The organism is Nocardia sp. NPDC050710 (assembly GCF_040654375.1).
GTDB lineage: Bacteria > Actinomycetota > Actinomycetes > Mycobacteriales > Mycobacteriaceae > Nocardia.
This window is the reverse complement of record NZ_JBFAHV010000031.1, coordinates 62,229-85,649: the sequence shown is the minus strand read 5'-3', so window position 1 is coordinate 85,649 and position 23,421 is coordinate 62,229. Positions and strand designations below refer to the sequence as shown.

The window sequence follows — 23,421 nt, the reverse complement described above, 5'->3', positions numbered from 1 at the left end:
GGGGCTGGTGGGCGGACCGGGGGGCGAGATTGGGGCACCCGTGGGCCAACTGCGGTCCAACGTCGCGGGTGGCGGGGAGCGGACGTCGGCGGCCGCCGACTTCCGGGGCGATGAGTTGGAGGGTGGCTTTGATGATGGCGCCGCACCGGGTTTCGGCGCGGCGCCAGAGACACCAAGCGGCGTCGTGTTCGAGCCACATCTGTTGTGCCGCAGCGGCCAGGAGGTTCCAGTACTCGACGGACTGCCATTGGATGCCGTCGAAGTCTTGGAGGATGCCGAGTGCGATCTCCCATTCGTCGTGGCGGAGATATTCGCGGACGTGCTCCTTCGACAAATCGGCATCGCTTCTCGCCTCTACCGGAACCAGGTCGGTCGCGCTGTGAAGCAGTCCAGGAACTTCCATGGGCTGATTCTCGATCAGGGCCGTCTCGAACCGGTGCGGTGTGTGCGTGCTGTGCCATCGACGCACCGTCACGCACCACCAGGGAGCAGCTCGCACACCGGCGTTCAAACCAGGCCACACTGCCCGACTACAGGGGGAGCGACTCACGAGCCGGCGGCAACATGGTGGACACCGTGGGGCAGGGGGATGCGCTGTACCGGGGTGAGTCCGGGGCTCCGGTCCGATCCGACGCGATAGACCTGCAACCCCGATCCCGGTGCGGCGGCGTCGCGGCCTTGAAAGACGGTGGCCAGGAAGTACTTTCCGGTGGCGTCGAAGGCGCCGCCTTCGGGTAGGACGCCATCGAGTGGGTAGTCACCGATCTTGGTCAATGCGCCGGTGGCGGCGTCGATGCGCAGCAGACTTACCGAGGCTGTGTCGTCGTAGCCGGGCGTGCCGGGCGGAAAGGCGGTGCCGCGCATATTGACTGTCGCGATGTATTCGCCAGTGGGGCTGACAGCCAGCCCTTCGGCGGATTTATCCGATTCCGCGGTGGCCGTTATCCGATGGTTCGCGGCTGGGCCGAGGTCGAGCCGGATGACGCTGATTTTCGACCGTTCGGCCGGAAGGCGTTCGGCGATGTTGGTAGAGGCCAGGTTACGGCCCCAGTCCGATGTGACATAGTGGCGGCCGTCGGGGGTGAACCGGCCGACGAAGGGATCGGTGCCGGTGGTTACCGGTGCACCCCACGGACGTACGGCGGCACCGCCTTCCGACGATGCGTCGACGGAGAAGAACGCCACCCTGTTCTGCGTGGCGATATTGACAGCCAGCGCGCGGCCGTTGGGATGCCACTGCACGTTGGTGGCCAGTACGCCACCCCGGGGGCCGGATGAGTTACCGGTTATGCCGAGCGCGGCGAGGTTGTATCGGACCGGTTCACCGAATCCTTCGGCGTTCCACGACACCAACTGCAACTCCGTGGCATCGGCGGTATTGGAGACAACGGCGACGCGTGTTCCATCCGGACTGAGCGCGAGCGCCTCCGGTGCGGAGGCGATGGTGACGGAGTCGGCCAGTGTCATGGTGTCGTCATCGGAGATGTGGACGGCGAGGAGGCGATTTCCGGGTGGCAATTGCTGGGCTTTGGTGTCGCCCGGGCTGCGGCTGCCCAATCGCTCGGCCACGAAAGCGGTGGCACCGTCGGGGGAGAGGGCGAGAACCTCGGGTGCCGCCGTGACCGAGTTGGATACTTCGATCTGTTGGGTACGGACCTCGCCGTCGCGGACGCGGACCGTGGTGACGAGGTCGCGGTAACCGGATTCGGCGGGGGGAAGGATTCCGTCGACGTAGGTGCTCGCGAGGAAGTCGCCGTCGGAGAGAGCGACGACCCGTTCGAGGGTCACGCCGGTAGTGCGATCGCTTGAATCGCAGGCGGCGACAGCGGCTAGCGCAAGGCAGGCCGAGAGAATTTTCAATCCGGTCATAGGGCCCAGTTTTGATGGCGCTGTGATTGCCTTCAATCGGAATTTCGGTGTCGGTGATAGTGACATACGATCACAGGGTGGATTTGCGGTCGATCGAATGCTTCCTCCGCGTGGCAGAGACCTTGCACTTCGGCCGGGCGGCCATGGAGTTGCACCTCAGCCAGCCGGCGTTGAGTCAACGCATTCGGACCCTCGAACGCGATGTCGGCACGGCATTGCTCGAGCGCGACCGCCGTGGCGTCCGGCTCACCGCGGCCGGACAGGCCTTCCTCGCGCCGGCGCGAGCCGCGACCGCACAGGGCGAACGAGCCGCCGACGCGGCCCGGCGCGCCGCACAGGGCCTGGATGGTCGGCTGCGTCTCGGATTCACGGTGATCGCTTCCTACACCTCACTGCCGCAGGCGGTGCAGGCGTTTCGCAGCCGCTACCCCGACGTGACGGTCGATCTCGTCGAAATCAACTCGCCCGCATTGGAACTCGCACTCGATCGGGGCGAGGTCGACCTCGGTGTATTGCATCCCCCGGTGCAACGTCCTCAACTGCGCATGCGCGCCCTGCCCGGCGAACGTTTGGTGCTGGCGATACCGGTGGGCCACCGCCTCACGGAGCAGTCCCGCATCACCTTCGCGGACCTGGCCGATGAACCGATGCTTACCGCGCCTCGCAATGTCGGGCCGGTGCTGTTCGACAAGGTGACCGCATTGTTCCGCGCGGCCGGTGTCGAACCTCGAATCGTGCAGGAGGTTACCCCGGTGACCACACTGGCCGGATTGGTCGCCGCGGGCGCCGGAATCGGCTTCGTCACCCGGGGGGTAGCCCTGGCGACGCGACCCGGGGTCGTATTTCGCGACATTGTGGGCGTGCCAATGGTTCCCATGGCGGTGGCATGGGCCGGCGAGCAACCCTCGCCGACGAGTCGCCGGTTTCTCGATGTGATGGAAGGTCATTTCCCACCGGAATGAGGGGGCGTTCGTTCATCGCCACAGGCGTTGACAGGGCATAGGCCGCAGAGCTTCGCGCATATCGTGGTCGATCAGAATTGTCGCCATTCCCATTGCGTACACCGCCTTCCCGAAGGTGTGCGCTGCTGTGGAATCGGCTCGGTAGTGCATTGGCGGCCAACCCGCGAAATGGACTGTCACATGGCATTGCATAGCTTGGCTTCGGTCGGACGGCGCGGTCGGGCGAGGACTGCTCCGTAATGGTCGGCTCGCCCATCGGTCGGTGGAATGGGTTCGGTGATCAGCGACGGAACCGCCCAGGTCGGGGATCGCGGCTCGACAGCACCGGTCCACTCGATTTCGTACACGTCGCACCTGTCGATCCTTCCGGCGAGGAAACCCCACCTGGCTATCGGCAATACTCGGTGAATAGGAGGGTGGCGCCGCGCATCGGCAGATACAGACGGGTCTTCACAGGGCAGCTACCTAGCGCGGTGCGAGTAAGTACACCGTTTCGCCGACAGTGCAGCTAGAACAAGAAATCCGAAATTCGACCCGGTTCACCTGGATCGCTTTGTACGTTCCTCCAAGTCCGCCCACATACCTCCCGGTCTGCCGACTGTTCCCACCCGCCTGGGCTCGATGACGTGCATATTCCGGCATGGCGTGCTGAGCCCGAGCGGGTTCAGAATGACCCGCGGGTCTCGATCGGACAATCGCCTAGGCGGCAGTGGAATCAGGGAAGTGCGAGACCCATTCGATCGCGTCTGTCTCCTGCGCGGCGGCGAAGACCTTTACTTCGCCCGGGAGCATGAACGCCAGCAGATGCACTGCTTCTCCCAGAGCCCGGTGATCGGTGACCAACGCGATTCGGCCCCATTCCTTGTGCGGGACGGTCGCCAGCAGCGTGTCCTGCCACATGGCACCGAGGGAGTAGCGGTCGAAATCGGCGCCCAGGACGTAGACGAGGTTGATTCGCCGGCGCGCGTCGACGGCTTTTTTGATCTCCGGATCGAGGACGGTGCGGTAGTCGTCGGCGGTGATGACGCCGCTACCGCGGAATCCGAGAACTCCAGCGGGGAGTTTGCTGATCGTCTCGATACTCATCCGTGCTTGCCTTTCCCGAGTCTCTGGAAATCGACGGACACGAAGCCGGGCTGGGTCGGGCTGTGCAGACCCGGGGGGACCGCTGACGTTATCGGCAAACCGGCACCGCCGGTATCGCCCGTCGCGGGTGATACCGGCACAGCTGCTCGAACTCCGCACCGCGGTCGCCGCGGCCATGCCGAGCGCACGGCCGGACACTGCTATCCGTGGCGGCGGGCGGGCACATTCGGCGCGCGGATCGCGCACTGCGCCGCCGGTAGAATCGGGTCATATGTTCACGCGTTCGGCCGAACACCTTTCAGCCCCTCGCAGCCACGGGAGTGTGGGAGATGAGCGCACGTGACGGCCCCGGTTTGCCGCGGTTGAGTCGCAGGGCGCGAGTTCTATTGATCGCCCTCACGGTGTTCCTTGTGTCATTGCTGGTCATTCCCGGTCTGACCGGCGTCTATATCAACTGGCTGTGGTTCGGGGAAGTCGGCTTTCGCGGTGTTTGGCTGACCGTGCTGCTCACCCGGGTGGCGTTGTTCGTCACGGTCGCACTGTTCATCGGCGGTGTCCTGTTCGCGGCGATGTGGCTCGCGTTCCGGTTCCGTCCCCTCTTCTCCGGTTCCGGGGAAGAAGACCCCCTGCGTCCGTACCGCGCCATCGTGCTGCGCTGGCCGTTGGTGTTCGGGCTGGGAATCTCGGTCGTGGTGGGCCTCCTCTGTGGATTGGCCGCGCAGTCGAAGTGGGTGACCGTTCAACTGTTCATCCACGGCGGGTCGTTCGGTGTGGAGGATCCCCAGTTCGGCCACGATATCGGGTTCTATGTCTTCGACCTGCCCTTCTACCGGATGGTTGTGAACTGGCTGTTCGCCGCCACGGTCCTCGCATTCGTGGCCAGTTTGTCGACGCACTACCTGCTCGGGGGTCTGCGACTGTCCAGGAAGCCGGTCGGTCTGATCCATGCGGCCCGGGTGCAGCTGGTGGTGCTCGTCGGCATATTCTTCGTCCTGAAGGCGGCCGCGTACTGGCTCGACCGATATTCGCTGCTGTCGAGTGACAGCAAGGAGCCGACCTTCGCGGGGGCCGGCTACGCCGACATCAACGCGGTACTGCCCGCTCGCCTCATTCTCTTCGCGATCGCCGTCATCTGCGCCGTGGCGGTGTTCTCCGCCGTCGTGGTGCGGGACCTGCGGATTCCGGCGATGGCTGCCGCGCTGCTGCTGGTGTCTTCGATTCTGGTGGGCGGTGTCTGGCCGCTGGTGGTCGAGCAGTTCTCGGTCCGCCCGAATGCCGCCGATATGGAAAGCCCCTACATCGAACGCAATATCGCGGCGACCCGGCAGGCGTACGGGATCGGCGGCGACCGGGTCGACTACCAGGCCTACCCGGGGGTCGGCGCGAAGGCTCCGCAGGACGTGGCGGCGGACCTGACCACGATCGCCAACGCTCGGTTGCTCGACCCGAACGTGCTCTCGCGAACCTTTACCCAGCAGCAACAGCTGAAGAACTTCTACAGCTTCCCGGCGAATCTGGACCTGGATCGGTACCCCATCGACGGGCATGTGCGCGACTACGTGGTCGCGGCTCGTGAGCTGACCCCCAGCGCGCTGAGCGGCAACCAGACTCACTGGGTCAATCGGCACACCGTCTACACCCACGGAAATGGATTCGTCGCCGCACCGGCCAACCGTGTCAACGCCGCGGTGCGCGACGCCGCGGGTGATGCCGCCAGCAGCAACAGCGGATACCCGATCTACGCGGTCAGCGATATCGCCTCACTGGCGGCGGGGCACCAGCTGATCCCGGTGGCTCAGCCCCGGATCTACTACGGCGAGGTGATCGCGCAGGCCGACCCGGACTACGCCATTGTCGGTGGCGGCACCGAACCCCGCGAGTACGACACCGACACCACCAAGTACACCTACGCCGGCTCCGGCGGCGTCTCGATCGGGAACTGGCTCAACCGCCTGGCCTTCGCCACGACCTACACCGAACGCAACATCATCTTCTCCAAGGCGATCGGGCCCGACTCGAAGATCATCTTCAACCGGGACCCGCGACACCGCGTCGAACTCGTCGCGCCCTGGCTGACGACGGACAACGATCCCTACCCGGCGGTCGTCGGCGGACGGATCGTCTGGATTGTCGACGCGTACACCACGATCGACGGCTACCCGTACGCCAAACGCAGCTCACTGGAAGCTCTCGAGCCGGGGCAGGACGCCGGCATGCGCCATCCCCGCGAGATCTCCTACCTACGGAACTCGATCAAGGCCACCGTCGACGCCTACGACGGCACGGTCACCCTCTACCAGGTCGACCAGCAGGACCCGGTCCTGGCGGCCTGGATGAAGGTATTCCCCGGCACGGTCGAACCTCAGGAATCGATCAGCCCCGAGCTGCGCGCCCACTTCCGGTACCCGGAGGACCTGTTCACGATCCAGCGCGAAATGCTCGCCAAATATCACGTGGACGAACCGCGAGAGTTCTTCACCACCAACGCTTTCTGGTCGGTGCCCAGCGACCCGACCGTTGACACCAACCCGCACCAGCACCCGTTCTATGTCCTGCTCGGCGACCCGGGCAATGCCCAGCCGTCGTTCCGGCTGTCCAGCGCGATGGTCGGATTCAACCGAGAGTTCCTCTCCGCCTACGTCTCCGCTCACTCCGATCCGGAGAATTACGGCAAGATCAGCGTCCTGTACCTGCCCACCGATACCCTCACCCAGGGCCCGCAGCAGATCCAGAACTCGATGATCTCCGATACCAGGGTGGCATCCGAGCGAACCCTGCTCGAGCGTTCGAACCGGATCCAGTACGGCAATCTGCTCACCCTGCCAATCGCCGACGGCGGCGTGCTCTACGTCGAACCACTGTTCACCGAACGGATTTCGACGACGCCGAACGGATCCACCTTCCCCCAATTGGCGCGGGTCCTCGTCAGCTACCGCGACCCCGGCACCGGCGGCGTCCGCGTCGGCTACGCACCGACCCTCGCCGAGGCGCTCGACCAAGTATTCGGCATCGCCACCGGCAGAATCGCCACCGCGCCCGGCGGTGGCCCCGCCACCCCGGTGCCCTCGGGCGAGCAGCCGAGCGTGCTGCCACCACCGGCGCTTCCGTCACCTACTCCACCGGCCCTGGATCAGGCGAAGATCGATGAACTCAACGCACAGATCAACGCCATGCGCGAGGCCCTCGAACGTCTCCAAGAGCAGGTGAACGAGCTCGGTCGACCCGGTGGATGACGCTTCAGGCGCGGTCGGGTGCGTCCGGGGTGGCGAGTTCGCCGCGGCGGACGACTATGACGCCGATGAGGATCAGCGCGCCGCCGAGTAGTTGGATGGGGCGGGGGGCTTCGCCGAGGAGTGTCCACGCGAAGGTGAGGGCGGCCAGGACCTCCAACAGGGCTGTGAAGGAGGCCAAGCGGGAGCCGAGCAGGCGGGTGGCGGCGATGCCGGATACATAGGCGAGGGCGGCGGTCACCGTGCCGAGGACCAGTACCGGGGGCCACCAGGCGATGGTGAAGTCTTGGAAGACAACCGGATTCGTGGTCGCGTGGAGGGGGACGATGCCGATCGCGCCCGCGGCCAGTAGGACGAGTCCGCCGGTGAGGAGTCCACCGGCGGCGAGGACGGTGCCGGGGAGACTGCCGTCGCCGTGGGCGGAGAGTACGAAGTAGGCCGCCGCGCCGATCATGGCGGCCAGTGCCCAGGCGATGCCGACCCAGCTGGTGGTGAGACCGGAGCGCAGGTCGATGACCAATATCAGACCGGTGATCCCGAGCGCGGCGCCGACGACGGTGGTCACCGTGGGGCGTTGGCTATGGCGTAGCCACAGCCAGCCCACGACGGCGATCGGGGCGGTGTATTCGATGAGCAGCGCAACCCCGACCTCCATATGAGCGACGGCGTTGAAATAGGCGAGCTGGGTACCGGAGACGGCGACCAGACCGTATGCGGTGATCAGTGATGCGTTGCGGCGCAGCAGGTTCCAGTCGCCACGCAGTTGCGCTGCGGCGATCGGCACGAGGACGGCGGCGGCTACGAGTACCCGGACCGCTACCACGGAGGCGGAGCTCCAGCCGGCGTTCATCAAGCCGCGCGCCAGCGGGCCGGACAGGCCGAACGACGTTGCGGATACCACCGCGCAGATCAGTCCGGATCGGAGTTGTCGCCGCACGGCACTGTCATGGGTAATCACTGCCATGGGTAATGACGCTAAGGCCGAGGGTGTAATATGTCAACATGGCTTTTGCTAATGACACCGAGGCATCGTTGATTGCGGCGGTGGAGCTGGTGAATTCCGCGGAGGATCCGGATACGCTGACCGAAATCGCCCAGCTCGACGAGTTTTTCGTCAGGCATGTCTACACCGGCGTGCATGCGCGTACCGCCGCTGAGCTCGCGGCGGTCCGCGCGCTGCGGGCACCGCTGCGCGAGATGCTCACCAGTGATCGAGATACGGCGGTGCGGCTGGTGAACGAGACCCTGGCGGAGTATCGAGCGGTGCCGCAACTCGTCCGGCACGGCGAAATCGACTACCACATCCACGCGGTACCCCCGGCCGCGCCGCTGCCGGTCCGGATCGCCGTGGAGACCGCGATGGCGATGATCGATCTGATCCGCTCCGACGAAATGAGCCGACTGTCCATCTGCGCCGACAGCGCGTGCCAGGGCATCGTTCTCGACCTGTCCCGCAACCGATCTCGACGCTTCTGTAGCACCGCATGCGGAAACCGCAATGCTGTCGCGGCCTACCGCGCGAGGAAGAAATAAGCCGGGATCATTCAACCTCCGCGGGCCGAATACCGCGAGTGACGCTCGATTCCCATTTTCGGCAACACATGTTGCCCGAATCGAGCCGTCTCGCGAATCTGACCGCATGAACGACAACGGCGGACGAACACCTTCGATTCGATGGGCGATCGGCAGCCTCGCACTATCGATATTGCTGTCCTCGCTCGGCACCAGCATCGCGAATGTCGCGCTGCCCGAGCTGGCTCGGGCATTCACGGCCTCGTTCTACGGGGTCCAATGGGTCGTGCTGGCCTATCTCCTGGCCATCACCATTCTGATCGTCGGTGTGGGGCGGCTCGGTGATGTGCTGGGGCACCGGCGCGTGCTCTTGGCCGGAATCGTCGTCTTCACGGTGGCGTCGATTCTGTGCGGTATCGCGCCGACCCTGGGGATACTGATTGCCGCCCGGGCATTGCAGGGTCTCGGAGCGGCCGTTCTGATGGCGCTTGCGTTGGCGCTCGTCCGCGAGACGGTTCCGAAGGCCAGGACCGGTAGTGCCATGGGGTTGCTCGGAACGATGTCCGCGGTCGGCACCGCGCTGGGCCCGTCGCTCGGCGGCGTGCTGCTCGCCGGACCCGGTTGGCGGGCAATCTTTTTCGTCATGGTGCCGCTGGGCATCGTCGACTTCCTGCTCGCCCATCGGTATATGCCCGTCGACGGCGACCGGGCGACGAGCGATCGGGACGGTTTCGACGGTGCGGGCACACTGTTGCTCGGTCTGACACTCGCGGCCTACGCCCTCGCCGTGACGGTCGGTGGCGGACGTTTCGATCGGGCGACCGTTGCGTTGCTGTCGGCCGCCGTACTCGGGTTGTGCCTGTTCGTATTCGCCGAGGCGAGGGTGGCATCACCATTGATCCGGTTGGCGGCATTGCGCGACAGGGCATTGAGCACCGGGCTGGCCACGAACGCGCTCGTCTCGACCGTAATGATGACGACGCTGGTGGTCGGGCCCTTCTATCTGTCACGGGCGCTCGGGCTCGAGAATGTCTGGGTGGGGATCGTCATGTCGATCGGTCCGGCCATCTCCGTACTCAGCGGTATCCCGGCGGGTCGGATCGTCGATCGTCGGGGTGCGCCGTTCACCGTCGTGGTCGGACTGATCGCGATGACGGCCGGAACGGTTGCGCTGGTTGTATTTCCGGGGATGTGGGGTCTGGCCGGTTATCTCGCGGGCATCGCCGTCCTGACCCCCGGCTATCAACTGTTCCAGGCGGCCAACAACACCGCGGTCATGCTCGACGCCGACCCGGATCAGCGCGGCGTCATCTCCGGCATGCTCAGCCTTTCGCGCAACCTCGGACTCATTACCGGCGCATCGGCCATGGGTGCGGTGTTCGCGTTCGCCGCGGCCACATCCGATATCGGCACGGCGACCCCCGATGCCGTCACCGCGGGGATGCGAAGTGCCTTCGCGGTCGCGGCGGCACTGCTGATCGTCGCGGTGGCCATCTCGATCGGAATGGCCGCCACGAGCAAATCCACCCTTCCGGAACGTATTCGGTGACCACATCGGATCCGAGCTCAGCCCGGATGGTGGGTCCTCGTGTCGGGGAAACGGCGCTGGAGACGTGCGATATAGCGCTGCACCATGCGCAGTTCGGCCTCGAGGTGGTGGGCGGCGGGACCGTAGGTGCGCATGATCTCGTGTGTGAGAGTCCGTGCTTCGTGGGTGAGCAGGTGCAGGAAGACCTGAGCCTGGGCGTGGTCGGCTTTCTCCATAACGGTGACCGATCTGTTGAGCGTCAGTGTTGTCGGCCCGGTTGTCCCATGGCCCGCGGTCCTCGGGCCTCGGTGGGACAGGTCGGGAGGCTACCGCAGTCGTCGCGCCATCAGGTGCGGATTGGCGCGATAACCGATCGGTCAGGCAATTCGGGCGGCGTTCGCCTGCGCATATCCCGCACGGACAGCACATCGGTGGCTATTGTTCCGGCAAGGAACCGCTGCGGCACGTGTGCCTGGCGGCGCGGTAATCGATAAGGCAGCACGGGAGTGGGTGCGGGGTGGCTGGTTCGGCAGATGCGGATGCGTTTCCGTGGTCGACGCCGCCGACATTCGGCGGGTTTCTGCGACGTTTACGCGACGACCGGCGGATATCGAGAGAGCGACTCGCGGTGGCGGCGGGGGTGAGTTCGAGCTATATCAACCACCTCGAGGTGGGTGACCGCGACCATCCGACCAGGGCAGTGGTAGACGCGCTGGTTGCCCATCTCGACCGGGTCAGCCCATTGTCGGGCGTCGAGCGCAGGCACCTGTTCGATCTGGCGGGCCTGCATTTGGGCGCCGTTCCGGCTGTCGCGCAGTTACGCGCCGAGATCACGCCCGATATGCGCCGGAGTTTGGCGATGCACGGAGCGGATCCGGCCGGATATTTCGATTCGCGCTGGAACATTCTGGCGTTGAACGACTCCGCCGTCGCCGCCATGCCGGGTTTATCCGAGGGCGGCAGTGTTCTGCACTGGCTGTTCGGTAACCAGATGTCGGGGCGCGTCTTACTCGATTGGGAGCATGCGGCGATGCAGACGGTGGCGGCTTTGCGCGGGCGGATCGGGCAGTCCGGTTCATCCGAATGGCCGGCGCAGATGCTCGATGAACTCGGGCGCTATCCGGAGTTCCGGCGCATGTGGAGTGCGGGCGAGGTGGCCTACGCCGCCGATCACCAGTTCCGCATGCGCGATCTGTTGACCGGAAACTCCTTTCTGCTGAATATTCAGGTCTTCGACCTCGACGCCGGTAACTATCCGGGTTGGATTCGGTTCTTCCTCGGCACTCGAAGTGCGGACTGATCAGCAATGACGGCACGCGGTGTATCTCGATCGAGCGGATCCGGCGAACCCTGACCGAGTCCAACTGACCGTCAAGGGAGATGGCCAGGGGTGTGCCGGACCCCATCGCCCCCGGAAGCGGTTGTGGCGGATACCAAGCGGTCGCGGGTGTGCTGCCGACTGCGCCCGAATTCGGGTGGCGCGCTTCCGGTTGCCTTCGACTTCCGATCGACCGGTACCCATCCGTGCGGGAGGGCGATCCGCACAACTCGTAGCCGGTTCTGAGCGTCGGGCGCAGTACCTGGCATCTTCATGGCCTTCCCACAGTTGGCGATACCGAGGAGTAACGTGCCGTTAGATAACGGTACATTACGCATCGGGATGAAAACTCGCCCTCGGCCCCCGATCGACGTCGGGCGGACGGGCATCGCTGACGAACGGAGACGTCGATGGGCACATTCATGACAAACCGGTGTACCGCTGAATCACGGCACGGTGCGTTTCGGACGATTTCGAAGGGCGGGGTGCTGACCCTGCTGTCGGCCCTGGCGTTCGCCGCGGGTGGTCTCGGCTTCGGCGCGGGCCCCGCCTCGGCATCCGCCGGGGCGGACTGCCTGTGGGCGGGGGAGGCGCATCCGCAGGGCGCGGGTGTCGTCGCGGGCGGCCGGGCCTACAACTGCGGGCTGGATGTGCTCGGTTACCCGCGGTGGTACCCGGGCCAGTCGGCGGGCAGGAACAGCACCGTCGACAACCCCGGCGCGCGCGGCAACCCGACGGGCCGATTCAGCGCGGGCGCGCGCCAGCCGGGCACCGACTACAACGACTACTGCGTCGGCAGCCAGCTGATCGAGGGCAGTGAGGACATCTACGAGGCGGTGGCGGATAGCCGGGGCGTTCTCTATTGGCGTGCGGCAGGGGCGATTTCGCACTGGGCCTTCGACCCCGGCACCGGCCCCCAGCCGTCCTGGCGCTCGTCCAGCCTCTGCTACGACGGCATGCTGATCTGATCGCCGCCGGAGGGTTTCGTGGGAGATCCCCACGATATGTGAAGCGGCTGATGAGGTGTCGGGAAGATCCCCGACGCCTCTTCGGCGTGCGGCGGGGGTGTCGACGGTCGGTGTTGTCACTGCGGCCCTATGCTGAGCTGCCCGGTTCCACACACTGCTCGGCGACTACAGCGATGGGGATTCGATGACATTCGAGCCGATCACCGCACGGATCACGCTGGTGCTTGCCGCCTTGCTCGTCACGGCGGGCCCGATGAGCGGCACCGCCGACGCCGCCCCTGCGGCCTGTGCGGCGGGAAATCCGTTACAGCCCACGGCGGAACTGTTCGCCACCGACAATACCGCGACCATCACCGATCCCGAGGACCTGCGCCTGCGCACCCGCCTCGAGGCGTTCGAACTCCGGGTCGACGGGATCGCACTGCAACATATCGCACTACCGGTCGGCTCCACGCTGGTCAGCGGGGTCTTCTGGTCCGAGGAACAACAGCAGGCCACCTATGAGCGCTCCCGCGAATTCCACCTGGCCTGCGTCGACGCACCGGATCTGCATCGGATCGCCGAGCAGGTGCGCACCGTGTTCGGACAGGAATTGGTGCTGACCTTCGAATATCTGCCCCAGCATGCGTCGGGAGTCGACGCGTTCACCGTCGAGATTCCGAATGTCGATGTGCACCGATTCCGCGATACGCTGGCCGCCGACCCGGCCGTTCGGGAACGCCTGGTCGGTGGTTCCGTCACCGAGTCGAACACCCTGGTGCTGGTCGCCGCACTCGCCGATCTGGATCTGGCTCGGCGCTTCGTCACCGACCTCGGCGCCGACTGGCCCGGCGTCGTTCGCTACGGCGACCGCGAATTCGTCGGCTGAACCGCGGCGTGGTCGTGCGGCGGTTGCGCCCACCGAAGTCACACGGCCGCAATTGCTTTCACCTCGTCGCTCGACGAGCGCACCCCCGCGGTCAGCACCTACCCTCGGACGAGGCGGGTAGCCGACCGAAAGGGGAACAACCATGGGGCATGTCACGCACAGCGCGATCGGAAACGCGCCGATCGAATTCGCCTTCACCTACGTGGCCGATCACGAGACGGTGCCGCGATGGATGTTCGGTGTGAAGCACTTCACGCCGGTCGGCGAACAGACCTCGGGCGTCGGCGCGGTCTTCGATACCGCGCTGCACCTCGGACCGACCACCCTGCACCTGCGGGCCGAAGTGACCGAGTGGGTGGAGGATTCGGTGGTGACGCTACACGCGATCAAGGGGATCGAGGGCACCGTCCGCTGGACCTTCGCCCCGATCGATGCGACGACCACCGAGATCACGGCGATCATCGACTACACGGTGCCGGGCGGCCTGGCGGGACGCGCGCTCGATCGCATCCTCCAGGCGTTCATCGGTCCCGCGATTCGGCACACCGAGAAGAATCTGCGCCAGCAGATCGAGGTGGGCTATGCGGAGTCGATCGAGCGTTCCGCGGGATAGCTCGCGGCACGCACCGGCTCCCATGGACCCGAACCGATATCGGCGGTTCGGCTCTCGAACCGACCGCATGCCCGGGCATTGCTGCCGTACGCTGAGCCGGGGCGTGGATCGAATATAGGAGTCTCGGTGGGTACTTCGCTGGTCAAGGGGCAGAACGGGCCGCTGTCGGCACCGCAGGTCGTGGTGTCGATGCGGTCGGCCGCGGCGGCCGATCTGTCGGCCCTGTTGGTGACCGAGGCCGGGAAGGTCCGGTTCGACGCCGATTTCGTATTCTTCAATCAGCCGAGCGCGCCCGGGGTCGAGCTGCGGTCGGGAGCGCCCGCCGCGCTGGCGGTTTCGCTCGCCGAGGTACCCGCCGACATCGCTCAACTGCGTGCGGTCATCACCCTGGACGATCCGTCGGCCGCTTTCGGGCGGTTCGCCGCACCGGTTGTCACCGTCGCCGATCCGACGGGAAATCTGCTGTACGAGTACACGATCGACGGGCTGGACAGTGAGTCCGTGGTGATCGCGCTCGAGCTGTATCGCCGCGGCGCGGAATGGAAGGTCCGTGCGGTCGGGCAGGGGTACGCGGGTGGGTTCGCGTCGCTCGTCACCGATCATGGGGTGAGCGTCGACGACGAGGACGCGGACGCCGCACCGATCTCCGCGGCGACCGGCGTCCCGGCCGTGTCCGGGGATGCCACGGTGCCCGGTGCGCAACCGGCCCCCGCCGTGCCGGTGGCGGCACCGCCGACGCTCGCCGAACCCGAGGTCCGCACCGTCCCCGGCGAAGCCGCACTGTCCTTCGACAAACGCGGCACACTGGATCTGCGCAAACGAGCCGTCGCGAAGGTCCTGATCAACAAGTCCGCGTTCGGGATTCGGGCCCACGTCGTGCTGGTCATCGATAAGACCGGCAGCATGCTCGCGCAGTACAAGAAGCAGGTCGTGCACCGCGTCGTCGATCGCATGATCCCGATCGCCACCCAACTCGACGACGACGGCACCCTGGAGGCGTACCTCTACGCGCGATCCTTCGTCAAGCTCCCGGATATCGAGGTGCAGCACGGCGAACAGTGGGCGCAGACCTTCCTGCACCTGGCCGGCACGCACGAGGGCATCGACTATGACGCCCTCGGCGCTCGCAACGATGAGCTGCCGATCATGCGCGCCATCATCGATGCGCTGCGGCCGGGCGATCGACCGACGCTCGTATTGTTCTTCACCGATGGGGGTTTCGCCAAGAAACGGGAGATCGCCGAGCTGATGCGGGTGGCCTCGCAGCTGCCTGCGTTCTGGCAGTTCGTCGGGCTCGGTCGCGCCAACTACGGACTGTTGCGCACCCTGGACGAGATGGACGGCCGACGCGTCGACAACGCGGGCTTCTTCGCCCTCGACGACATCGACCGGGTCGACGACGGGGAGTTGTACGCGCGTCTGCTCGGCGAATTCCCGGACTGGCTGCGCGCCGCCCGCGCAGCGGGCATCCTCACCTGATCAGCCGATGACGGCGTTCATGATGGTGCCCGCGCTGGTCGCGACCACGCCGCCGATCATGGCCCCGGCCACCATCTTCGGGGATTCCAGCCCGCCGCCGCTCCACTTCTCCCAGGCGAACCTGCCGCCCGCGTAAATGATGCCGCAGACTCCCGACAGCAGGACGAACCATGTCAGGTAGCGGACCAGCTGGAGAAACTTGTCGGAGATCGGCGGAGCCTCTGGCGAGGGGTTGCCGATCTGCGCCAGGGTGTCGTAGGCGGTAACCAGGATCATTGGCGTGCTACTCATTCTGATTCGGGCGGGATTCCGGACCGGTGGGGCATCACCATGGATCGTATCGGTTTCTCCGATACGACGCAGTTACCAGCTTGCGGGAGCCCGGGCCGCTCTGGATGATGGGAACTGCGTGGCGGAGCTGTGCCACCGCGAATGTGGTGGTACTCGAATGGATTTCGCCCCTCGCGGGCGCAGAGAGATCTGGCGGTGAGCATCATGCTGACATCGATCGGCGATACCTTTGTCACGTTGGCGCAGGTAGGTAACCCCACCCCGGAGGCGCCGCCGCTCTCGGACAAGATCATGCAGTTCGTGCGGTATATGACCTGGTTCGCGATGCTATCCGGCACTGTCAGCATCATCTACGCGGGCGGCAGATTCGCCTGGGAGAAGTGGAGCGGCAGCGGTCTGCAATCCCCGAAGATGGTGGCGGGCGCGATGGTCGGCGGTGTGGTGGCGACCAGCGCGGGCACCATCATGAACGCGGTGATCGGCGCCTGAGCGTCAGTCCTCCCAGGTCCAGTGCGGTACGGCGCGGATCGGATGCAGCTCGTCCTCGGTTTCGGCGTGCGAATTCTGCTGCGCCACTTGCGCGCCGAACTCGACGTGTGAGCGGACCGCATCTCGGAAGGCCGGATTGTCCAGCAGCCCGGCCTCTTCGAATGCCTCGAGGTACAGCGCCGCGAACCGTTCGCGCTGTTCGTCGGTGACCTTCAACCCGCGGTGCACGGCGATGATGTAGTCGAAGCCCAGTTCACGGGTGAAGCGGTCCGGCCCACCGAAGGATTCGGAGGTGAACCAGGTGAGATGGTCGACGTGGCCCGGGCGTCGCTCGGTGAATTGGGTTTTCAGCACCGGATCGGCGAGCACCTTGTCGTAGAACGCCTCCTCGACCTGGTGCAATGCCTCCTCGCCGCCTGCGTGCTCGTACATGCTGGTCATGACAGATCCCTTCAGCGAGATTCGCGCGATGTGTGGTTCCCATTAGAAGCCGCGGCCGCGCCCGGCGTCCTCGGTTTCGCGCTGGGCGTACCGGAAAGTACGGGGTTGGTTCAGGGCGATCCCCCATGCCGCTGAGCGGGTTTCGGCGGATGATCGAAGGGTTCCGGCGGCGAGGCAGGGGAGTAGCTATGGGCGAGCGGACCGAGGGTGAGATCCGGATCGGGGAATTGATCGGGCGCGCGACGCAGGCATGGGCGGATAACGACGCCGCGGCGTATGCGGCCGAATTCGCCGAGGACAGTGACTATGTGGCGTTCGACGGCACGTTGCTGCGGGGCCGGAAGGCCAACCGCGAGCTGCACGCGGGATTGTTCGACGGCGTGCTCTTCGGGACCAGGCTCGAGGGCGAGATCGAGTCGATCCGCTTCGTCACCGACGACATCGCGGTGGTGCACGGCACCGGTGCGGTCGTATTCGCCTGGCAGCGTGAGGCTTCGAAGGGGCGCCGTTCCCGCAACACCTGGGTGCTGCACCGGACCGCCGGCGGCTGGGAGGTCACCGCATTCCACAACACCAGGGTGCGGCCGGTGCCGAGCGGCGGCCTCATCGTGGACCTGTTCAGCCGGTATGTGCGTTGGCGCACGGACCGGGCGCGGGCGAACTAGGCGGTTCCGTTCCGTGGTCGACTAGTGACGCCCCGGTGGCTGTCCGTCAACGCCCTGGGAGCCGACGGGTGTGTTCGATGGTGGCGTGCCGGGCGACGGGTCGGCGTGCGGGCAACAAAAGTAAACAGGTTTTACTAAACGCTGTTCACGAAGGTGGGTTGTGTGGTTCCATCTCTATGGAACGTGTTCCATACGGCGGTGCGAGCGACGGACCCGCAGGCGGTACTGCAGCGTGACTACGCGGGGTCCCGGAGCGTCGCCGACCAAACACAGCGTTGTGAGGTCTGCAGCCCAGACCGATAGGAGATAGCCGTGACCGTCACCTCCATCCCCGCGGGATTCGATTTCACCGACCCCGACCTGCTCGCCACCAGGCTGCCCATCGAAGAGTTCGCCGAACTGCGCAAAACCGCCCCGGTCTGGTGGTGCGCCCAGTCCGGTCGGGCCAGCGGCTTCGACGACGGCGGCTACTGGGTCGTCTCCAAACTCGCCGACATCAAGGAGATCTCGAAGAATCCCGAGATCTTCTCCTCGCACGAGAACACCGCGATCATCCGTTTCAACGAAGAGACGACCCGCGAGCAGATCGACATGCTCGGCGACATGTTGATGCTGAACCAGGACCCGCCGCAGCACACCAAGACCCGACGCATCATCTCCAAGGGCTTCACCCCGCGTGCGGTGGAGAGCCTGCGCGCCGCCCTCACCGAGCGCGCGGCCAGGATCGTGCACGACGCCAAGAAGAGCGGCCGCGGCGATTTCGTCGAACAGGTCGCCTGTGAGCTGCCGCTACAGGCCATCGCCGAACTCATCGGAGTCCCGCAGGACGACCGCAAGAAGCTGTTCGACTGGACCAACCAGATGATCTCCTACGACGACCCGGAATTCGACGGCAACCACCATGTCGCGACCGCCGAAGTCATGGGCTACGCCTGGAATATGGCCGAGGATCGGCGCAAGTGCCCGGCCGACGATATCGTCACCCAGCTGATCAACGCCGATATCAACGGCGAACAGCTCGGATCGGACGAGTTCGCGTTCTTCGTCATCCTGCTCTCGGTGGCGGGCAATGAAACAACTCGCAACTCGATCACCCACGGCATGAAGGCTTTCGTGGATAACCCCGAGCAGTGGGAGCTCTACAAGGAGCAGCGTCCGCGCACCGCGCCCGACGAGATCGTCCGCTGGGCCACCCCGGTGACCGCCTTCCAGCGCACCGCCACCCAGGACACCGAGATCGGCGGTCAGCAGATCAAGAAGGGGCAGCGGGTCGGACTGTTCTACAGCTCGGCCAACTTCGATGAGGACGGCTTCGAGGATCCGTTCACCTTCAATGTGCTGCGCAACCCCAACCCGCATGTCGGCTTCGGCGGTACCGGCACGCACTACTGTGTCGGCGCCAACCTGGCCCGGTTGCAGATCGATCTGATGTTCAACGCCATCGCCGATGTGATGCCGAATCTGCGCCAGGTCTCCGATCCGGTCCGGCTGCGCTCGGGCTGGCTGAACGGAATCAAGCGCTGGGAAGTCGAATACGCTTGAATCGAGTGGTGACAACCTCGAAACCTCGAGGGCGCGCGCCGGTCGTGACCGACGCGGACATCCGGCGCGTCGCCCACGCGCTGCTGGCCGAACAGGGGCCCGACGCGGTCACCCTGCGGGCCATCGCGCGCGAGCTCGGCATCACCGCGCCCGCGCTGTACCGGTACTACAAGTCCCGGGACGATCTGCTGGAGAGCCTGCGGCTGGAGTTCTGCGCCGATCTGGCCGCCCAGCTCTCCGCCGAGATCGCCACCCTGGCCGATGACGGCGCGGTGCAGTTCTTCGCCATCTGCAAGGGTTTTCGACGCTGGGCGCTGGCGCACACCAAGGAATTCACCCTGGTGTTCGCCTCGCCCGGCGGCGGGCAGGCGAGGATGATGCGCCGCTTCGACGAACCGTTCGGCCGCATCTTCCTGGCGGCCGCCGGGCGGCTACTGGCGACCTATGACATCGTGACCCCACCGACCGATGTCATTCCCGCGGAACTGCGCGAGGATCTGGTGCTGTTCCAATCGGAACTGCTGGCAGCGCTTTCCGAGTCCGGGCAGAAGTTTCCGGCCGAAAAGCTGGACCTGGGCGTGACATATCTGATGATCCAGATCTGGGCCCGCTTGTACGGGCACGTCACGCTCGAGGTGTTCGGGAACTACCCGATCCCGCTGTCGCATCCGGAGATCCTGTTCGACGCCATGCTGGCCGATCTGGGTCGGACGGCGGGACTGACCGGCGGGTGAGGTACCGGCGCAACGGAATCCGGTACCGCCTTCGATATCAGCCCGCCGTCGGGTCGGTTCGGTCGGCGAGCCACGCGGCGTAGCCCCTGCCGCGCGCCTCGCCCGTGTCGTCGAGGCACAGCGCCCCGCCGCGGACAGCACGGCCGGCGCGACCGGGAGTCGGGATCGGCATCGGTAGTGCCGAGCGGTGCTGGTGCGCTCGGTAGATCTGCGCGAGCTCGGTGAAGGTATGCACGGTTGGCCCACCGAGATCGGGCATCCGTCCCGAGGGCCCCTGGCCGACCGCGTCGGCGAGGCGGACGGCTACCGCGCCGACATCGACCGGCTGGAATTTCAGGGTCGAATGGGGCGCGATCCGCAATCGGCTCGGCAGGCTGACGAATTGGGTGATCAATTCGTGGAACTGGGTGGCGCGCAATAGCGTCCACGGCACGGGGCCGGTGGTGACCACGTGCTCCTGGGCCACCTTCGTCCGGTAGTACGCGTACGGCACGAGATCGCATCCGACGATGGAGATTTCGACGTGATGACCGACACCGGCCTGCTGTTCGGCCTCCAGCAGCCTGCGCACGCCGTCGACCAGCAGCGATTTACTCTTGGTGACGGAATTCGCCGCATCGACGACGGTGTCGCAGCTCGCCAGCGCGGCGGCGACCCCCGACCCGGTGGTGAGATCCGCCGCGCGATGTTCGGTGCCCGGCAGCAGAACTCGCGGTGCCGTCCGACTGACAACGATGACCTGGTGCCCGCGTGCGGCCAGCTCGTGCACGACGGCGCCGCCGAGTACCCCGGTCCCTCCGATAACTGCAACCCGCATGGGTTCGCTCCTCCCAACAACACTGTTTGGCGTATGGCACGGTACGGAGGCACCCGGTGCGACTCAATGTGTGACTTCGCATATGTCTGTTTCGCCACTACGGGTGCTGGGCGGCGCGAGGATACGTTAGCGGGCCTCGGGCCGTGGTCCGCACAGCCGTCGCGCGCTCGGGCGCGGTGCGCCGGTTACGAACGCGAAATGCGCCCTACTCGGCGTGTCGACCCGGTGCCCGCCTCAGATGCGGGCGCCCTTGGTGCGATTGCACGATCTGCACAGGATCTGCAGATTGCTCGCGCTGGTGGCGCCGCCCCGGCTGAGCGGGATGATGTGGTCGAACTCGAGGTAGTGGCCGCTGCCGCACTCGACGCATTTGCCGCCGTCGCGTTGCCACACCTCGGCCTTGACCTCCTGAGGGATGCTGCGGGAGTCGCGCTGGCCCGGCGTGAGCACCAGACGTTTGGCCACCCGCAGCGCGCCCTCCAGTGCGGCGGCGACATAGTCCGGATCGTCGACGTCGAAGACCGCGCCACCGCGGGCCGAGGTCGCCGCGATCACCACCGAGCCCTGCTCGGCATGGACGGAAACAACACGGTTCCACGGCATTTCGGCGCCCGCGCCGGAGCCGACGAAGCGTAGCTTCTTATTGCTGGCGATCAACCTGCCCGCGGTGAGTTTCGGGCCGCGAGCCAGCTGCCGGATATGGGTGGCGGGCAGATCCAGATGCACACGTTCCTCCGGATCCAGGTGCAGACCGGGCGTACGCACCACCGGAAGTTCGCCCTCTCGCAGCCGCGACAGGGTCCGGCCGCGATGCATCCGCCTGCGCAGATCCTCGACCAGCGGACCGGTCACCGCCAACTCGTCGATGGCATCCTCGAACGCCTCGAACTCCGACTGGGCGATTTCCCCGTCGGCGAAGGCGAAGGTCGCCAACCGCTCCACATAGCTCAGCGCCACATCGCGCAGCGCCGCCCGGCCCACGCTCTCCTCGATCCGCTGATACCGCAACGATGCCCACAGCGCCGCCCACTCCGCGCCCCGCGGTCCGGAGGCCGTGAGAGCCCGCCAGGCCTGGGTGTGCCAGTGCGTGAGGAACTCCTCGATCTCGATCGCGCAGCTCTGGCATTCCTGTAGTCCGCCGAACAGCTTGCGGCGCCGCGGATTTCCGCAACGATCGCAATTCCGTGCATCCGGCTGCCGCCGCCGGTGGGTGGCCGAGGTCCACTCGGTCCCATCCCACCACCGCATGCGAGCGGCATCCTCCGGATCCGGGTGCCAGTCGGCGCGTTCGGGGTTCGGCGGGGGAGCCGGGGGTGCGGGCGGCGGCTCGGTCGATCGTCGCGTGAGATCGACCGGGCGGTGTGATCGCGGTGCGGGGTGGAACCGCGACGCGTCGGTTGCGGTGCGTTGATCGGGCGGCGAGTCGACGGCGGGACGGTTTTGCCCGCCCGATGCCCCGGCCTGCGATGCCGCCGCCGGTGATGTCGCCGCCTGCGATAGCGGAAGGTTCGTGTCCGCGTGGGAATCGGCGGTCCCGTTCTGCGCCCCGGATGATGCGTATCCGCTCGCCGGGATACGTTCAGCGGCAGTCGAATCGGTGGAGCCGCGGGCCGCTGACGCCGCGTGGCGCACCTGCTGGGTTGCATGGTGGACGGCAGCCGGGTGGGGTGTGCGCGTCGATGACACGGAGCCGGGGTCCGGCTCGCGATATCCGTTCGATCCCGGAGCCCATCGAGCCGCCGGATACGAGTTCGTCTGCCCCGGCCGGGCGAACGGGTTGGAAGCCCGCGCGGACCGCGCTTCGTGATCATCGACGGTGACCCCGAATTCAGTGACCAGCCCCGCCAGCCCGCTGGTCCAGCCCTGACCGATGGCACGGAACCGCCACCGTCCGTCGCGGCGGTAGAACTCGCCGAACATCATGGCGGCGACCGCGTCCGAATCCTCGATCTCGTAGTGCGCGACCGGGCCGTCGGCGTCCAAGACGGTCACGGCCAGGCCAGTGACATCGCCGAAGGTGCCGTCGTCGAGCGAGCCGCTGACGATGATCCGGTCCACCTCGGATTCGGTACGCGGCAGCGAAACGCTCAGCCGAGCGGTTCCCGGCTCGGGCTCCTGATCGAGGGTCACGGCCTGGGACACGTGCCGGGGTGCGTTGAAGAACACCAGATCCCGATCCGAGCGCACCGCGCCGGATTCGGCCAGCAACAGTGCGTGCGCATCCAGCACATGCTCCGAGCGCCATGAAACAACCACGGCTAGAAGCGATGTCGGGACGGGTGCGTTGGCGCCTTTGCTGAGTTTCATTGTGCTCGAATAGTGCCACGACCCTCCGACACGCCGAACGGGTCGGCCGTCGCAGACGGGGCGCGGCAGCCGGGAGCGGCTGGTCGCCGCGTGCACGCATGGTGGTGGGCGGGTGATGTGGCAGGTCCTCGGAGCCGCGACACAGACCGGACGGTCCGTGAGTTCCTTCCGTTCGGGCCCGAGGTCCGGCACAGTGTGTTCATGAGCACCCCGAAGCAGCCGGGCCGCAAGGTGCCACCCCCGAAGAAGCCGGGCGGGCGGGTGCCCGGCCCCGCCGATATCCTGGCCGCCGCACAGTCCGCGGTCGAGGCCGCGCAGTCGGCCGCAGGTCAGGCCCTCGAATCCGCGCAGCTCACGGCCGGGCACGCCTTCGACGCCGCCGTCCGGCTACCACCGGCCTCCGCCCAGCTGGCAGCGCAGTTGCCGGATTTGATCGAGAATCTGTCGACGGCCATCGATCGGCTGAATTGGACCATTGATCGCCTCGATCGCACCCTGGCGCTGGCCGACCCGGCCTTCGCCGCCTATGACCGGCTGCTGCCCCGGCTGGAAGCGCTGGTCTCGCTCGGCGAAGAAGTCTTCGGTGCGCTCGCCAAACTCCCCGGCGTCTCCCTTCTCGGCAAGGTCACCGGGTTCAGCGCGAAGCCCGAGTCGGAAGTTCCACCGGCGACCAAGCGCAAACGGCGGCGGCGGTAGGGCGGT

General features: G+C 66.3%; 23 protein-coding genes. 14 read left to right on the top strand and 9 right to left on the bottom strand.

Annotated elements, in window-relative coordinates; all coding sequences use genetic code 11:
* Both AB0H61_RS35020 and AB0H61_RS35015 read right to left on the bottom strand, forming a co-directional pair.
* Nucleotides 1-403, bottom strand: a 403-nt coding sequence (locus tag AB0H61_RS35020; RefSeq protein ID WP_357312106.1) for a hypothetical protein, incomplete at its 3' end; no start/stop codon positions are given.
* Between the two features lie 143 nt (nt 404-546).
* Nucleotides 547-1,788 carry a hypothetical protein gene (locus AB0H61_RS35015; protein WP_357312104.1) on the bottom strand — a complete coding sequence of 414 codons (1,242 nt, stop codon included), beginning with the start codon at nt 1,786-1,788 and terminating at the stop codon, nt 547-549.
* A gap of 158 nt (nt 1,789-1,946) precedes the next feature.
* Between AB0H61_RS35015 and AB0H61_RS35010 the strand changes: the two genes are divergently transcribed.
* Nucleotides 1,947-2,831, top strand: a complete 885-nt coding sequence (locus AB0H61_RS35010; protein WP_357312102.1) for a LysR family transcriptional regulator — start codon at nt 1,947-1,949, stop codon at nt 2,829-2,831.
* A 699-nt stretch (nt 2,832-3,530) separates the two neighbouring features.
* Here the strand turns inward: AB0H61_RS35010 and AB0H61_RS35005 are convergent.
* Nucleotides 3,531-3,917: an STAS/SEC14 domain-containing protein gene (locus AB0H61_RS35005; RefSeq protein WP_357312099.1), complete on the bottom strand. Its 387-nt coding sequence runs from the start codon at nt 3,915-3,917 to the stop codon at nt 3,531-3,533.
* Nucleotides 3,918-4,246: 329 nt separating this feature from the next.
* Between AB0H61_RS35005 and AB0H61_RS35000 the strand changes: the two genes are divergently transcribed.
* The gene (locus tag AB0H61_RS35000) at nt 4,247-7,150 is read left to right on the top strand and encodes a UPF0182 family protein (protein WP_357312096.1); all 2,904 of its coding nucleotides are present in this window, start codon (nt 4,247-4,249) and stop codon (nt 7,148-7,150) included.
* Nucleotides 7,151-7,154: 4 nt separating this feature from the next.
* Here AB0H61_RS35000 and AB0H61_RS34995 read toward each other — a convergent pair whose 3' ends face one another.
* Nucleotides 7,155-8,111, bottom strand: a complete 957-nt coding sequence (locus AB0H61_RS34995) for a DMT family transporter (protein WP_357312093.1) — start codon at nt 8,109-8,111, stop codon at nt 7,155-7,157.
* Nucleotides 8,112-8,149: 38 nt separating this feature from the next.
* On the opposite strand from AB0H61_RS34995, the gene AB0H61_RS34990 reads away from it, so the two are divergent.
* Together AB0H61_RS34990 and AB0H61_RS34985 are read left to right on the top strand one after the other, a co-directional pair.
* Nucleotides 8,150-8,680, top strand: a complete 531-nt coding sequence (locus tag AB0H61_RS34990) for a CGNR zinc finger domain-containing protein (RefSeq protein WP_357312091.1) — start codon at nt 8,150-8,152, stop codon at nt 8,678-8,680.
* Between the two features lie 106 nt (nt 8,681-8,786).
* Nucleotides 8,787-10,208 carry an MFS transporter gene (locus AB0H61_RS34985; protein WP_357312089.1) on the top strand — a complete coding sequence of 474 codons (1,422 nt, stop codon included), beginning with the start codon at nt 8,787-8,789 and terminating at the stop codon, nt 10,206-10,208.
* A 17-nt stretch (nt 10,209-10,225) separates the two neighbouring features.
* On the opposite strand, the gene AB0H61_RS34980 is transcribed toward AB0H61_RS34985, so the two are convergent.
* A complete protein-coding gene (locus AB0H61_RS34980; RefSeq protein ID WP_357312087.1) occupies nt 10,226-10,423 on the bottom strand; it encodes a hypothetical protein in 198 nt (65 codons plus the stop codon).
* Between the two features lie 281 nt (nt 10,424-10,704).
* On the opposite strand from AB0H61_RS34980, the gene AB0H61_RS34975 reads away from it, so the two are divergent.
* From AB0H61_RS34975 to AB0H61_RS34955, 5 genes are all read left to right on the top strand, one after another.
* A complete protein-coding gene (locus AB0H61_RS34975) occupies nt 10,705-11,487 on the top strand; it encodes a helix-turn-helix transcriptional regulator (protein ID WP_357312085.1) in 783 nt (260 codons plus the stop codon).
* Between the two features lie 428 nt (nt 11,488-11,915).
* On the top strand, nt 11,916-12,473 hold the full coding sequence (locus tag AB0H61_RS34970) for a hypothetical protein (RefSeq protein ID WP_357312083.1): 558 nt from the start codon (nt 11,916-11,918) through the stop codon (nt 12,471-12,473).
* Nucleotides 12,474-12,657: 184 nt separating this feature from the next.
* Nucleotides 12,658-13,341 carry a hypothetical protein gene (locus AB0H61_RS34965; protein WP_357312081.1) on the top strand — a complete coding sequence of 228 codons (684 nt, stop codon included), beginning with the start codon at nt 12,658-12,660 and terminating at the stop codon, nt 13,339-13,341.
* 142 nt (nt 13,342-13,483) lie between these two features.
* The gene (locus tag AB0H61_RS34960; RefSeq protein ID WP_357312078.1) at nt 13,484-13,954 is read left to right on the top strand and encodes an SRPBCC family protein; all 471 of its coding nucleotides are present in this window, start codon (nt 13,484-13,486) and stop codon (nt 13,952-13,954) included.
* Nucleotides 13,955-14,080: 126 nt separating this feature from the next.
* Nucleotides 14,081-15,433 carry a VWA domain-containing protein gene (locus AB0H61_RS34955; protein WP_357312076.1) on the top strand — a complete coding sequence of 451 codons (1,353 nt, stop codon included), beginning with the start codon at nt 14,081-14,083 and terminating at the stop codon, nt 15,431-15,433.
* Here the strand turns inward: AB0H61_RS34955 and AB0H61_RS34950 are convergent, their stop codons facing one another.
* Nucleotides 15,434-15,709, bottom strand: coding sequence for a hypothetical protein (locus AB0H61_RS34950; RefSeq protein WP_357312117.1), 276 nt, complete (start codon nt 15,707-15,709; stop codon nt 15,434-15,436).
* Between the two features lie 210 nt (nt 15,710-15,919).
* Between AB0H61_RS34950 and AB0H61_RS34945 the strand changes: the two genes are divergently transcribed.
* Nucleotides 15,920-16,213 (top strand): hypothetical protein, encoded by a 294-nt coding sequence (locus AB0H61_RS34945; protein WP_357312073.1) that lies wholly within the window; start codon nt 15,920-15,922, stop codon nt 16,211-16,213.
* A 3-nt stretch (nt 16,214-16,216) separates the two neighbouring features.
* Here the strand turns inward: AB0H61_RS34945 and AB0H61_RS34940 are convergent, their stop codons facing one another.
* Nucleotides 16,217-16,654: a group II truncated hemoglobin gene (locus tag AB0H61_RS34940; RefSeq protein WP_357312070.1), complete on the bottom strand. Its 438-nt coding sequence runs from the start codon at nt 16,652-16,654 to the stop codon at nt 16,217-16,219.
* Between the two features lie 188 nt (nt 16,655-16,842).
* Here AB0H61_RS34940 and AB0H61_RS34935 point away from each other — a divergent pair, with 188 nt between their 5' ends.
* The 3 genes from AB0H61_RS34935 to AB0H61_RS34925 all read left to right on the top strand — a co-directional run bounded on the left by AB0H61_RS34935 (nt 16,843) and on the right by AB0H61_RS34925 (nt 19,595).
* Nucleotides 16,843-17,319, top strand: a complete 477-nt coding sequence (locus AB0H61_RS34935) for an SgcJ/EcaC family oxidoreductase (protein ID WP_357312068.1) — start codon at nt 16,843-16,845, stop codon at nt 17,317-17,319.
* Nucleotides 17,320-17,631: 312 nt separating this feature from the next.
* Nucleotides 17,632-18,861, top strand: coding sequence for a cytochrome P450 (locus tag AB0H61_RS34930; RefSeq protein ID WP_357312066.1), 1,230 nt, complete (start codon nt 17,632-17,634; stop codon nt 18,859-18,861).
* Nucleotides 18,862-18,905: 44 nt separating this feature from the next.
* Complete coding sequence (locus AB0H61_RS34925; protein ID WP_357312064.1) at nt 18,906-19,595, top strand: TetR/AcrR family transcriptional regulator; 690 nt, start codon at nt 18,906-18,908, stop codon at nt 19,593-19,595.
* A 37-nt stretch (nt 19,596-19,632) separates the two neighbouring features.
* On the opposite strand, the gene AB0H61_RS34920 is transcribed toward AB0H61_RS34925, so the two are convergent.
* Nucleotides 19,633-20,412 carry an NAD(P)H-binding protein gene (locus AB0H61_RS34920; protein ID WP_357312063.1) on the bottom strand — a complete coding sequence of 260 codons (780 nt, stop codon included), beginning with the start codon at nt 20,410-20,412 and terminating at the stop codon, nt 19,633-19,635.
* Between the two features lie 234 nt (nt 20,413-20,646).
* Nucleotides 20,647-22,719, bottom strand: coding sequence for a TerD family protein (locus tag AB0H61_RS34915; RefSeq protein WP_357312060.1), 2,073 nt, complete (start codon nt 22,717-22,719; stop codon nt 20,647-20,649).
* A gap of 201 nt (nt 22,720-22,920) precedes the next feature.
* Here AB0H61_RS34915 and AB0H61_RS34910 point away from each other — a divergent pair, with 201 nt between their 5' ends.
* Nucleotides 22,921-23,415 (top strand): hypothetical protein, encoded by a 495-nt coding sequence (locus AB0H61_RS34910; RefSeq protein ID WP_357312058.1) that lies wholly within the window; start codon nt 22,921-22,923, stop codon nt 23,413-23,415.
* The last annotated feature ends 6 nt before the right edge of the window (nt 23,416-23,421 follow it).

What these genes read in the sequence shown, in the direction of transcription:
- AB0H61_RS34965 (WP_357312081.1), top strand. Translation starts at nt 12,658, where the DNA reads ATGACATTCGAGCCGATCACCGCACGGATCACGCTGGTGCTTGCCGCC.
- AB0H61_RS34935 (WP_357312068.1), top strand. Translation starts at nt 16,843, where the DNA reads ATGGGCGAGCGGACCGAGGGTGAGATCCGGATCGGGGAATTGATCGGG.
- AB0H61_RS34910 (WP_357312058.1), top strand. Translation starts at nt 22,921, where the DNA reads ATGAGCACCCCGAAGCAGCCGGGCCGCAAGGTGCCACCCCCGAAGAAG.
- AB0H61_RS35000 (WP_357312096.1), top strand. Translation starts at nt 4,247, where the DNA reads ATGAGCGCACGTGACGGCCCCGGTTTGCCGCGGTTGAGTCGCAGGGCG.
- AB0H61_RS34980 (WP_357312087.1), bottom strand. Translation starts at nt 10,423, where the DNA reads ATGGAGAAAGCCGACCACGCCCAGGCTCAGGTCTTCCTGCACCTGCTC.
- AB0H61_RS34990 (WP_357312091.1), top strand. Translation starts at nt 8,150, where the DNA reads ATGGCTTTTGCTAATGACACCGAGGCATCGTTGATTGCGGCGGTGGAG.
- AB0H61_RS34985 (WP_357312089.1), top strand. Translation starts at nt 8,787, where the DNA reads ATGAACGACAACGGCGGACGAACACCTTCGATTCGATGGGCGATCGGC.
- AB0H61_RS34970 (WP_357312083.1), top strand. Translation starts at nt 11,916, where the DNA reads ATGGGCACATTCATGACAAACCGGTGTACCGCTGAATCACGGCACGGT.
- AB0H61_RS34920 (WP_357312063.1), bottom strand. Translation starts at nt 20,412, where the DNA reads ATGCGGGTTGCAGTTATCGGAGGGACCGGGGTACTCGGCGGCGCCGTC.
- AB0H61_RS34940 (WP_357312070.1), bottom strand. Translation starts at nt 16,654, where the DNA reads ATGACCAGCATGTACGAGCACGCAGGCGGCGAGGAGGCATTGCACCAG.
- AB0H61_RS34915 (WP_357312060.1), bottom strand. Translation starts at nt 22,719, where the DNA reads ATGAAACTCAGCAAAGGCGCCAACGCACCCGTCCCGACATCGCTTCTA.
- AB0H61_RS34960 (WP_357312078.1), top strand. Translation starts at nt 13,484, where the DNA reads ATGGGGCATGTCACGCACAGCGCGATCGGAAACGCGCCGATCGAATTC.
- AB0H61_RS35005 (WP_357312099.1), bottom strand. Translation starts at nt 3,917, where the DNA reads ATGAGTATCGAGACGATCAGCAAACTCCCCGCTGGAGTTCTCGGATTC.
- AB0H61_RS34950 (WP_357312117.1), bottom strand. Translation starts at nt 15,709, where the DNA reads ATGATCCTGGTTACCGCCTACGACACCCTGGCGCAGATCGGCAACCCC.
- AB0H61_RS34995 (WP_357312093.1), bottom strand. Translation starts at nt 8,111, where the DNA reads ATGGCAGTGATTACCCATGACAGTGCCGTGCGGCGACAACTCCGATCC.